At 58.8% G+C, this 11,426-nt stretch carries 9 protein-coding genes and 1 pseudogene; 6 read left to right on the top strand and 4 right to left on the bottom strand.

Going from position 1 to position 11,426, the window contains the following annotated elements; translation table 11 throughout:
* The 3 genes and pseudogenes from Mgrana_RS16815 to Mgrana_RS06725 form a co-directional block, all read left to right on the top strand.
* Positions 1-373: pseudogene (locus Mgrana_RS16815) on the top strand (hypothetical protein); the annotation flags it as partial.
* A 62-nt stretch (positions 374-435) separates the two neighbouring features.
* Positions 436-876 (top strand): ComEA family DNA-binding protein, encoded by a 441-nt coding sequence (locus Mgrana_RS06730; RefSeq protein WP_119356841.1) that lies wholly within the window; start codon positions 436-438, stop codon positions 874-876.
* Positions 877-883: 7 nt separating this feature from the next.
* Entirely contained in the window at positions 884-2,920 is a 2,037-nt protein-coding gene (locus Mgrana_RS06725) for a DNA internalization-related competence protein ComEC/Rec2 (protein WP_119356840.1), read from the top strand.
* A 4-nt stretch (positions 2,921-2,924) separates the two neighbouring features.
* Here the strand turns inward: Mgrana_RS06725 and Mgrana_RS06720 are convergent, their stop codons facing one another.
* From Mgrana_RS06720 to mnmG, 4 genes are read right to left on the bottom strand one after another with little or no spacing between them, the layout of a single operon-like run.
* Positions 2,925-3,746 carry a ParB/RepB/Spo0J family partition protein gene (locus Mgrana_RS06720; protein WP_119356839.1) on the bottom strand — a complete coding sequence of 274 codons (822 nt, stop codon included), beginning with the start codon at positions 3,744-3,746 and terminating at the stop codon, positions 2,925-2,927.
* The gene (locus tag Mgrana_RS06715; protein WP_119356838.1) at positions 3,730-4,479 is read right to left on the bottom strand and encodes a ParA family protein; all 750 of its coding nucleotides are present in this window, start codon (positions 4,477-4,479) and stop codon (positions 3,730-3,732) included. The genes Mgrana_RS06720 and Mgrana_RS06715 overlap by 17 nt, the downstream gene beginning before the upstream one ends.
* Positions 4,480-4,485: 6 nt before the next feature.
* Positions 4,486-5,214 (bottom strand): 16S rRNA (guanine(527)-N(7))-methyltransferase RsmG, encoded by a 729-nt coding sequence (gene rsmG / locus Mgrana_RS06710; RefSeq protein ID WP_119356837.1) that lies wholly within the window; start codon positions 5,212-5,214, stop codon positions 4,486-4,488.
* Positions 5,215-5,252: 38 nt separating this feature from the next.
* Positions 5,253-7,082 carry a tRNA uridine-5-carboxymethylaminomethyl(34) synthesis enzyme MnmG gene (gene mnmG, locus Mgrana_RS06705; protein WP_119356836.1) on the bottom strand — a complete coding sequence of 610 codons (1,830 nt, stop codon included), beginning with the start codon at positions 7,080-7,082 and terminating at the stop codon, positions 5,253-5,255.
* Between the two features lie 115 nt (positions 7,083-7,197).
* On the opposite strand from mnmG, the gene dnaA reads away from it, so the two are divergent.
* The 3 genes from dnaA (at position 7,198) to eno (ending at position 11,390) form a co-directional block, all read left to right on the top strand.
* Positions 7,198-8,517 (top strand): chromosomal replication initiator protein DnaA, encoded by a 1,320-nt coding sequence (gene dnaA, locus Mgrana_RS06700; RefSeq protein ID WP_119356835.1) that lies wholly within the window; start codon positions 7,198-7,200, stop codon positions 8,515-8,517.
* 411 nt (positions 8,518-8,928) lie between these two features.
* Entirely contained in the window at positions 8,929-10,008 is a 1,080-nt protein-coding gene (dnaN, locus tag Mgrana_RS06695; protein ID WP_119356834.1) for a DNA polymerase III subunit beta, read from the top strand.
* A gap of 107 nt (positions 10,009-10,115) precedes the next feature.
* Entirely contained in the window at positions 10,116-11,390 is a 1,275-nt protein-coding gene (gene eno, locus Mgrana_RS06690; RefSeq protein WP_119356833.1) for a phosphopyruvate hydratase, read from the top strand.
* The last annotated feature ends 36 nt before the right edge of the window (positions 11,391-11,426 follow it).

Here is an 11,426-nt window from a genome sequence, read left to right as displayed (position 1 = left end):
CGCCCTCCACATTGCCGAACCCCCCCGTACCCTTCCCGATGAGCCCGCAGACAGCATCTGGGCTTATGAAGGGGCCCCCAAGACCGAACCAGACCGCAAGCCCGTCGCTCCCGAGCCCGTGGCCAATCCAGCTATGGAAAGCCTGACCGTTCCTCCTCCCCCCTACACGGAGCCGGCCAGCCTTCCAGCCCGGCGCGGGGGGTCCGTCTGGCTCAAGATCTGGGCGGTGGTCACGATTTTGTTTGTGTTGGGGTATCTATACGCCTACTTCACCAACCTTCTGACCCCCGGGAGCATGTGGACGCTTCTAGAGGTGGTGGTGTTTGGAATTGCGCTGGCGAGCATTCAGTGGCGGCTTTCTGAGCCGCTATAGTTAGGACCCCCCTTACTCAAATAACCCTTTAGATCGGCCGCCTGGAGGTAAGCTCAGGTTCCGTGGAGCGCTGGCTTTCAGGATTGTATGTGGCGGTGGTGTTGGGGTTGGGGCTGGTGAGCTTATGGCCTCGCCTGACGGTGCAGTTTGCTCCTGTCGAAGCCCACGCCCCCCTTCCCCTAACCACCCCTCCCTCTGCTCCAGGGCTACCGGCTCAGACCCTCCCTGAGCCCCCTAAGCGCACGGGCCCAGAACCCCTCTCGGCAAACCAGGCCAAGAACTCCGCCCGCACCCTGACCCCCGGTCCGGTACGAGCGGCTGTGGCCAAGGTCAACCTCAATACCGCCAGCCAGGCTGAGCTGGAAAGCCTACCGCGGGTAGGTCCGGCCCTGGCCCGGCGGATCCTCGAGGGGCGGCCCTACCGCAGTTTAGAAGACCTCGATCGGGTTAAAGGGGTAGGGCCCAAGATGCTCGAGCTGCTGGCCCCCCTGGTCAGCTTTTGAAGCCGGTATGATCCCATATGCGCTAGGCCTGGGGGCATTGCTAGGGGCGTTGAGCAGCCTAACCCCCTGGGCCTTTGTAGGGATGCTGGCCGGGCTAGGGTTGCCCCAGGCCGTGCGCTGGGCAGGGCTCCTGGCTTATGCCCTGGTAGCCCTTCATCTGGCCCTGATCCACGACCCCTGGGGCCCGCAGATTGGCCGTTGGGTTCAGCTTCAGGGGGAGGTACGGCAAGGCTTTGTGCAAATCCCTGAAGGAACCCTATATGTGCGCCACTTCCCTCAAACGCCTGATGGGTACTACGCCCTCGAGGGCCGCCTGCGCCGCCCCAAAGGGGCGCGAAACCCCGGTGGGTTTGACGAGGCCACTTGGCTGAAGGGGCTGGGCATCACCGCCGTCTTGGAGGTGCATCATCTCAGCCTCCTCCACCCCCAGGGAGGGGTTCGCCCGTGGCTCGAGGCCCAGCTCATGGCAGGCCTCTCCCCTGCTGCCTCCGCGCTCAACCGGGCCATTACCCTGGGCGAGGGACGGGAGCTGGGGGAGACCTATACCGAGTTTCAGCGAGCAGGGCTCGCCCACGCCCTTGCCCTATCTGGGCTCAACGTGGGGATTTTGGTTGGATTTTTTGTGTTGCTGCTCTACAAGCTGGGGCGCTGGCGCTACCTGGCGGCTCTGGGACTTTTGCTGTTGTACCTGCTGCTGGTGGGGCCACAGCCCTCATTGGTGCGGGCCGTAATCATGGCTGCTTTTGTGTTGGTGGGGCTCTTTCTAGGCAAAGGCAAGGTCGAGTTGCTGCCGGCGCTGCTGCTGGCCCTTGCCCTCCACCTGATAATCTGGCCCCATGCCCTGTACAGCCTCTCCTTTCAGCTCTCCTATCTGGCCGTATTAGGGTTGGCGGTGGTATGGCCCCGCTTACCCCAGCTCCCAGGATGGAAAGGCTGGCTATGGGCCAGCCTTGGCCTGACCTTAGCCGCGCAAGTCTTTCTGTTGCCCTTGCTGCTGCATTCCTTCCATGCCCTTCCCCTGCTCTCTCCCCTCTCCAACCTTTTGGTACTGCCCTTGCTCAACCTGCTGGTGCCGCTGGGATTTCTCAAGCTGCTCTTGGGTGGGGTTCTGGCCTGGCCGGTAGAGTGGCTCAGTCAGGCCGTGTTGAAGCTGGTGGGTTGGCTGGCGCAAGGCCCTCAGCTCTACTGGGGGGAGATCAGCCCGGTGGGGTTTATCCTGTACTTCCTGGCTCTGGGACCCTTGCTGCTGGCCTTGTACGGGCGGCTGGGGTGGTCTCGAGCCATGGTTCTAAGCGCAACCGCGGTCCTGGCCTCCTTACTCCCCCTTCCCTTCCAACGCGGCGAAATTTGGCAACTCGACGTAGGGCAGGGGGATGCCAGCCTAATTCGCCTACCCGGAGGGGTAGAGATCCTGGTGGATGGGGGGCGAGACTGGGCATACCCTCGGCTCGAGGGAGCTCTGCGGGCCTTGGGCGTGGATGATCTGGATTTGGTCATCGCCACCCATGCCGATGCCGACCATATCGGGGCCCTCCCCCAACTGATTCGCAACTTTCCAGTTCAGGCGTTGGTCACCGGGCCTCGGCGTCCTGGGGACCCCAACGACGATGATCTGCGCCAAGCCGCGCAGGACCGCCACGTCAAGGTAATCCAGGCCGGGTTCGGCAGCCTACTGGCCATTCCTGGGGCCCGGCTACGCTTCCTCAACCCCTATGGCGACGAGGCCAGCGACAATGAGCTCAGCCTGGTTTTCGTTCTCGAGACCGCAGGCAGGAAGGCCCTGTTTACCGGAGATGCCCCCCTTTCCTCCGAGGAGCGTTGGGCCGGTGAGGCGGTCAGCATCCTCAAGGTGGGCCACCACGGCTCGGCCTCGAGCACAGGCCAAAAGCTGCTGCAACGATTCCATCCCCAGATCGCCCTGATAGGGGTGGGGTCCAACACCTACGGCCACCCTACCGCCCAGGTACTGGAGCGCCTAGATGCCTGGGGAGTGGAAATTCACCGTACAGATGTTGAAGGGGCGATACGCGTGGGGCTGTGGTAGCTCCCTATCCCTCATACCCCAGAGCCTGCAGAATGGCGTTGAGCTCTTCCTCAGAGTGATAGGCGATCTCGAGTTTCCCCCGACGCTCCCCAGTAAATCGCACTCGAGCCCCGAGCCGCCGACTCAACACCGTGGCCACCTCGGTATAGGCCTCCGGGGAGCGTCGTTTGGCTGTGGGTGTCGTTAGGTGGGCTTCCTTAAGCCGCTCGGTCTGACGCACGCTGAGGTTTTTACGAATTACCTCCCCCAGCCCCCAGGCCCGCTTGGACTCCGGCAGCATCAACAGGGCGCGGGCATGGCCTGCGGTGATGCGGTTTTCCTCCAGCGCTTTGATGGCCTCCGGGGGAAGCTGCAACAACCGCATCGCGTTGGAGACGGTTACCCGGGCCTTTCCTACGGCCTGAGCCACCTCCTCTTGGGTCATTCCCATATCGGCCAGTCGCTTGTATCCCTGAGCCTCTTCCACCGGGTTGAGGTCTTCGCGTTGCAAATTTTCGATCAGGGCTATCTCGAGCGCTTCGCGCTCGCTAATATCCCGGATTACCACCGGCACTTCGCGCAGCCCCGCTTGCTGAGAGGCCCGATAGCGCCGCTCCCCCGCAATCAGCTCGTACATATCGCCCTTAGGGCGCACCAGGAGAGGCTGCAGTAGCCCTTTTTCCTTAATGGAAGCGGTCAGCTCGTCGAGCGCGGCCTGATCAAACCTCCGGCGAGGCTGATCTGGGTTGGGCTTGATCAAAGCCAGGGGCAGCTTAGAAACCCCGGCAGGACTCTTGGGCAACAAGGCCTCCAGACCTCGCCCCAGGCCGCTAGGCTTCTTGGACACGGCGCATCACCTCCTCGGCCAAACGGCGATAAGCATGGGCTCCGCTCGAGGTAGGTGCATACTGGGCGATGTCCCTGCCGTGGCTGGGGGCCTCGGCCAGACGCACATTGCGAGGGATTACGGTCCAAAACACCTTTTCTCCTAGGTTAGCCCTTAGGTTGGCCTCTACCTGCTGCGAAAGCAGGGTCCGGGGATCATACATGGTGATGAGGACCCCGAGAAGCCGCAGGGCCGGGTTCAGACCGGTACGAACCTGGTCCACCGTATGCATTAACCCCGCCACCCCCTCGAGGGCATAATACTCGGCCTGAACCGGTACAATCAGCCCTTCTGCAGCCGCCAGGACATTGAGGGTGAGGGGTCCCAGGCTCGGCGGAGCATCCAGAATGACCGCATCGTACCCGGCCTCTATTGCGCCGATGGCCTCCGACAACCGGGTCGGATTTTCCAGCAACTCCGCTGCAGCGCCGACCAGATCGGGGGTAGCCGGAATTAAGTCCAGGCCGTCGGCAATGTTAAGCACGGCCTGCGCGGGGGTCATCTTCTCGACCAAGACGTTGTAGATGCTCGAGCCCTCCGCAACCCGGCCCAAGCCCGAGGTGGCGTTGACCTGTGGGTCCAGGTCTATGAGCAAAACCCTCTGCCCCGCTCGCGCCAGATAAACCGACAGGTTGACCGCCGTCGTGGTTTTACCGACCCCCCCCTTTTGGTTAACGATGCCGATCCGCTTCACTTTAAGCTAGGATAGCGGATTTTTTTGGGGGGCTCCAGGCCTACGGGGATACTTATCCGGTGTGGGAGCCACTTTTTCAACAATTACCAGTGAGCGAGGATCCCCAATCACCGGTAACTTGAGATGTATAACCTCGAGGAGCCTCCCGCCCAATTTCCCCTCTACCGACCTGGCCGATGCAATCTCCCCCTCTACCTCCGGGCCCTTTTGCGCGATTAGGAATCCCCCAACCTTCAGCAGGGGGAGACAGAGTTCGTATAGGCTGTTCAAAGGGCTGACCGCTCGAGTCACCACCCGGTCATAGGCCTCACGGTGGGCGGCTTGTTGGCCAAGCACCTCAGCTCGGTTCCATAGCGCATGCGCGTTTGGTAATCCCAGCCGATCACACACCCTGTTTACAAACTCAACCTTTTTCCGGGTGGCATCCAATAAGAAAAGGTCCAGTCCCGAATTCACGATCGCCAAAGGTATACCTGGAAATCCACCCCCTGTTCCCACATCGATCCCCTTGAGAAATCCCTCGAGCCGACCGCTAAGAAAGCAGGTTAGCGAATCTACAAAATGCTTGTGGATGACCTGGGTTTCCGTGTTAAGGGCAGTCAAGTTGATGGCCTCATTCTCGGCCACCAGCAGGTCGTAATACTCGCTAAAGCGGTCCAGCTTGTCGCCAATCTCTACCCCCAGGCTTCTGGAGGCCTCGAGCAGCTGCCGTTTTCCCGCCTCGCTAATTGCCATGCTACATTCCAGTCCAGGGGTTTTTGGGTGAGGCAGCCCTAATCCGTACCATGTTTCACGTGAAACAACCGGCTGTTTCGAGCGATGTATACCATGAGGGCAGTGAGGTCGGAGTCGCGAACCCCCGAAATTTTGGCGGCATCGGCCAGGGTACGGGGGAGGCGCTGGGTTAACTTCTCCGCAGCCTCTCGAGAGAGGCTGGGGATAGAGCCGTAATCCAGCCTTGTGGGCAGGAGAAAGGCCTCGAGCTCCCGAGCCTGGGCACTGAGCCGCTGTTGTCGTTCAATGTAACCAGCATACTTGGCTCGGATCTCCACCTGGCGGGACTCCTCACGGGAAAGAGGGATGGGTGGGTCACCCAACCTTGATAGGAGATCGGCATAACCCACCCCCTCGCGGCGCAAGAGGTTGAGCGCCGAAATTCCATTGACCTTGAGCTGATTTAATCGCTCGAGCTCCTGCTCAATACGTTGATACTTGGTCTGCATCTTGTGAAGGTCTTGCTCAGACCGCAATCCCCATGAAACCGCCGTACCCGTCAGCCGCTCGTCGGCGTTGTCTGCTCGAGACAGCAACCTGGACTCCACCCTCGAGGTCATCATCCGGTAGGGCTCATCGGCCCCTCGATAGACGAGGTCATCCACCATCACCCCGATATACCCCGAACTGCGGGGCAGAAAAACCTCTTCACGGCCCGCAGCAAACCGGGCCGCATTTACCCCTGCCAGCAGTCCTTGAGCTGCTGCTTCCTCATAGCCAGAGGTACCATTGATCTGCCCTGCGGTGAACAGGCCCCTCAGCTTTCGGGATTGCAGTCCCGGCGTAAGCTGAAGGGGATTCACCACATCGTACTCCACCGCATAGGCATAGCGCTGGATCACCGCTTGTTCGAAGCCGGGGAGGCTCCGGACCATCTGTACCTGTACTTCAGGGGGAAGGCTGGAAGAGAAGCCCTGTAGATATAGCTCAGAGGTATCCAGGCCATCCGGCTCCACAAACAGCAGATGGGTTTCCTTATCGGAAAAGCGCACCACTTTGTCCTCTATCGAGGGGCAGTAGCGTGGCCCAACCCCCTCGATATCCCCACCGTAGAGAGGGGAGAGGTGCAAGTTCTCATGAATAAGCCGATGGGTTTCGGGGGTGGTACGGGTTTGCCAGGTAGGCCGAGCAGTGGCGTAAGGCCCCTCGGTTCCGGTAAAGGTCTCTGCGGGCAGATCGGGCGGCACCAAGATCAAGGCCGCAAGGTCTACAGATTCAGCCCTAATCCGGGGCGGAGTACCGGTTTTAAAGCGGCCTAGCTGATGCCCAATTTGCCTCAAGCTGTCCGATAGGAACCGGGCCGGGGGCTCTCCCTGACGTCCCGCAGCCCTGGACTGGCGCCCGTACCACACCGTGCCCTGTAGAAAAGTACCGCTGGCAATTACAACAGCAGGGGCCGCGAGGGTCTGACCGTCCACGGTGAGCACACCGCGCAGTTCGCCGGACTCGATCCACAGCGCAGCCACTTCCGCCCGAAGGCTCTCGAGGTTGGGATGGCTCAGCAACACCCGTTGGGCTTCCAGGGCATAGGCATCGCGGTCCACCTGTACCCTTAAGCTCTGCACCGCAGGCCCCTTCGAGCGGTTGAGCACTCGAGTGTGAATTGCGGTAGCATCAGCCAGGCGGCCCATAAGCCCACCCAGGGCTACAATTTCCGCTACCAGTTGGCTTTTTCCGGGCCCACCAACGGCTGGATTACAAGGCATTAGGCCAATGCGCTCAGGGTTGGAGGTAACCAGCCCTACCCGTGCCCCAACCTGAGCAGCGGCCCAGGCGGCTTCAATCCCGGCATGGCCTCCCCCGACTACAATTACATCGTAACCCTTCACCTAAGGTATATTAGCAAACCCAAAAAAGGGGAGAGGGCTTCAAGGTCTGGGGGATTCCTTTCATGGTTGCAGGGCTGTGGATAAGTCTTAGAATAGCGGGACGGAGGGCCAGATTTTGACCCAAAATACCGTTTGGCAAAATGTCCTCGAGTACGTACGTCAGAGTATTACCGAGGTTGAGTACCATACCTGGTTTGAGAAAATCCGCCCCCTGGGGGTAGTGAATGGATCGCTCGAGCTGGGCGTGCCTACCTCATTTGCTGGGGACTGGATTCAAAAGCATTACGCTGCACTCATTCAAGAAGCCCTGATACGCCTGGGAGCCCAAACCCCGCGATTCGAGCTCAAGGTTACACCGGCAAATCCCGTTCAGGAGGATATTTTTTCAACTTCAACCCAAACCCCGCTGCAGGAGCCCAGAGCCCGGCTCAACCCAAAGTACACCTTCGAAAACTTTGTGGTAGGTCAGAACAACAACCTGGCCCATGCCGCAGCAGTGGCGGTAGCGGAGTCTCCTGGGTATGCGTATAACCCACTGTTCCTTTACGGGGGGGTGGGGTTGGGCAAAACCCACCTCATGCATGCGGTCGGCCACTCGGTAGCCCAGCGGTTCCCCGAAAAGAAAATTGAGTATGTCACCACTGAAACCTTTACCAACGAGCTGATCAACTCCATCCGCGAGGATCGGACCTCGGAGTTTCGCGATCGCTATCGCTCAGTGGATCTGCTACTGGTAGATGATATCCAATTCATCGCAGGCAAGGAACGTACCCAAGACGAATTTTTCCATACCTTTAATGCCCTCTACGAGGCGCGAAAACAGATTATCCTCTCTTCCGACCGGCCTCCAAAGGACATCCTTACCCTCGAGTCCCGGCTGCGCAGCCGCTTCGAGTGGGGGTTGATCACCGACATCCAGTCTCCAGACCTCGAGACCCGGGTGGCCATCCTCAAGATGAACTCGGAATTTCGCAACATGCGCATCCCCGAGGAAGTTCTTGAGTATATCGCCAAGCAGGTTACCTCCAATATTCGGGAGCTCGAGGGGGCGCTAATGCGGGTTATCGCCTATGCTTCGCTGAATGGGGTTCAGCTCTCCAAGCAAATCGCAACTAAAGCCCTTTCAGATGTGTTCACCGCCAGTGAGGTCAACTTTTCCCCGGAGGAAGTGGTCAAGGGGGTTGCAGAATATTATGGCCTGCGAGCCGAGGAAATCCGGGGCGCAGGTCGGCGCAAAGAGGTAGTGTTGCCCCGACAAATCGCCATGTATCTCATTCGCGATATTACCCATATGTCCCTTCCAGAGATCGGCCAATTCTTTGATGGCCGAGATCACACCACGGTGCTGTATGCCATCCAAAAAATTCAAGAGGCCATAGAGTCTGACTCCAATCTATTGCAGTCCATTAAAACCATCAAAGAGCGAATACGCTAGAAACAGGCGTGCTGTGGTTAGAAGCAGGGGCCTTAGGCTGTGGATAACCCTGTGGATAAGCTGTGGATAACCCTGTGGATAAGGCTGTGGATAAACATCGGCTTCTAGATCCTGTGGATAAGTGCTTTGGTTGTTCACAACTTATCCACAGCTTTTCCACAGAATTTCTGGGGATTTATCCACAGCCCTAATTCGATAAGGCTGAGGCTTTAATTGGGGTTATCCACATATCCACATGCCCTACTACTACTACTACTAATTTAAAAAATTCTTTTAAAGAGTCTTTAGTAGTTAAAAAATTCCTGCCTCCTGAGTGCAGACAACATCAAACTCACAAAGCAGTAACTGCCCTGATACAATACGTAAGCTAACCCACAGGGGCCATGCCCCTAGGCCATTAGGAGGACGCAAGTGGAAGTCCGCATCCCCAAACGCACCCTTGCTGAAGGGCTCTCCATCCTGGAACGGATCATTCCTAACCGGAGTAGCAATCCCATTTTGACCTATCTACCCCTCGAGCTAAACCAACAGGGTTTGATCCTGAGGGGAACCAACGGGGAAGTGGATATTGAGGTTCAGTTACCCGCTGAAATCCAGGGGGTCGGCGAGGTGCTGGTACCGGCGCAAACTTTTGCCCAGATCGTACGGAGTGCGCCAGGGGAACTGATCGAGCTGATTTTTGGCGAACGCCTCGAGCTCCACTCTGGAGCCTTTAATACCCAGCTTGCGACCACCAGCCCAGAAGGGTATCCCAAGCTCAACTTTGATCGTCCTGATGCTGAAAAAATTCCGGCCTCTGGCCTTGCACAAGCCATTACCCGGGTGCGCTATGCAGCCAGCACTGAAGAGTACCGGGCCATTTTTCGCGGGGTGCAGCTCGAGTTCTCTGCAACGGGGCTTCGCTCGGTGGCCTCCGACGGCTTTCGTTTGGCCAGGTATGACTTGCCTCTGAGCCTGTCCAGCAAAAAGCTGGTGATCCCGGCCCGCAGTGCGGATGAGGTGGTGCGGGTGTTTAAGGATGCTTCAGGCGAGGTGGCCCTGTCTGTAAACGAGGGAACCCTAACCTTGGTGGGCGATGCGGTCAAAATGTCGGTTAAGCTCATGGAGGGGGAGTTTCCCGATTATGCTCGAGTGATCCCCCAAAGTTTTGTCTTGGAAGCTACCCTTCCCGCTGAGGCGTTGCGCGAGAGCCTGAAGCGAGTGGCGGTGCTCTCGGACCGCAACAACCACCGGGTCAACCTGCTGTTCAATGGCCATAAGCTGGATATTGATGCGGAGGGGGATTATGGCCGGGGTAGGGAAGAGCTGACGGTCGAGAGCAATGGGGAGACCCAGCTCATGGTGGCCTACAATGCCCAGTACCTGATCGAGGCGCTGACGCCGATAGAGGGGATGATACGGATTCGCCTCTCCGGCCCTACCAGTCCCAGCACGGTGCAATCGGTAGATGACCCTGGGTATTTAGCGGTGGTGGTTCCCCTCCGGGTCTAAACCTTGCGCCGTCATGACGATCCAATCTGATCTTGCGGTGTAAACTAGTAGCCGTTTGACGGGAGCTTGTAAGCGCTTCCAGAAGAATAGGCAACAGGAGGCACCATATGACCACCATTGTTGAAGTCAAGGGGCGCGAAGTGTTGGACTCGCGCGGTAATCCAACCGTTGAGGCCGAAGTGATCCTCGAGTCCGGTGCGCGGGGGAGAGCAATTGTTCCGTCCGGAGCCTCGACCGGGGCGAATGAGGCGGTAGAGCTGCGGGACGGAGGCCCCCGTTATGGAGGCAAGGGGGTGCTGCGAGCGGTGGCAGCCATCAAGGAGCGTATCGCGGATGAGGTGCAGGGGCTTGATGCCCTTAACCAAGAGGCCGTGGATCGGGCCATGATCGAGCTCGACGGCAGTGAAAACAAGGCCAATCTGGGCGCGAACGCGATCTTGGCGGTGTCTTTGGCCACCGCTAGGGCGGCGGCTGATTTCTTGGGCATCCCCCTGTATCGGTATCTGGGTGGGGTGCAGGGGGTAACCTTGCCGGTCCCCTTGATGAACGTGATCAATGGGGGTAAGCACGCGGACAATCGGGTGGACTTCCAGGAGTTCATGCTGGTGCCTGGGGGAGCCCCCAGCTTTGCGGAAGCCCTGCGGATGGGGGTGGAGGCCTTTCATGCGCTGAAGTCGGTGCTAAAGGCCCGGGGCTACAACACCAATGTGGGGGATGAGGGTGGGTTTGCCCCTGACCTGAAATCAAACGTAGAGGCGGTGGAGGTGCTGCTGGAGGCCATCTCTAAGGCCGGGTATACGCCGGGTCGGGATATCGCCTTGGCCATTGACCCAGCCAGCAGTGAGTTTTACAAGGATGGGAAATACGTCTTGGAGGCCGATGGTAAGTCGCTCTCGGGCGAAGAGATGGTAGGATATTGGGAGAACTGGCTCAACCAATATCCCATCGTTTTGCTCGAGGATGGGCTGGCTGAAGACGATTGGGAAACCTGGAAGCTTCTGACGGCCCGTCTTGGAAACAAGGTGCAGCTGGTAGGGGACGACATCTTTGTGACCAACCCAGTTTTTTTCAAGAAGGGGATTGAGCTGGGGGTGGCCAACTCGATTCTGGTCAAGGTAAACCAGATCGGTTCGCTTTCTGAAACCCTCGAGACCATCCGCCTGGCTCAGCGCTCAGGATACGGCACGGTCCTTTCCCATCGTTCGGGAGAGACGGAGGACAGCACCATTGCCGATATCGCAGTAGCGGTGAATGCAGGACTGATTAAAACCGGTTCGGCCAGCCGCTCGGACCGTCTTTCCAAGTACAACCAGCTGCTGCGCATCGAGGAAGACTTGGGCCCGGCCGCACGCTTCTTGGGTTTTGGCGTGTTCAAGAAATAAGATCTAGACCCTGGGCTTTGGGTGGTCCTGAACCCC

The sequence above is a fragment of the Meiothermus granaticius NBRC 107808 genome, assembly GCF_003574355.1.
Taxonomy (GTDB): Bacteria; Deinococcota; Deinococci; order Deinococcales; family Thermaceae; genus Meiothermus; species Meiothermus granaticius.
The sequence above is the reverse complement of the archived record's forward strand: the minus strand, read 5'-3'. Positions and strand labels throughout refer to the sequence as shown.

Bases quoted from the DNA above. Each gene is read 5' to 3' on its own strand.
- Mgrana_RS06725 (WP_119356840.1), top strand. From the start codon at position 884: ATGATCCCATATGCGCTAGGCCTGGGGGCATTGCTAGGGGCGTTGAGC.
- rsmG (WP_119356837.1), bottom strand. From the start codon at position 5,214: ATGGCAATTAGCGAGGCGGGAAAACGGCAGCTGCTCGAGGCCTCCAGA.
- eno (WP_119356833.1), top strand. From the start codon at position 10,116: ATGACCACCATTGTTGAAGTCAAGGGGCGCGAAGTGTTGGACTCGCGC.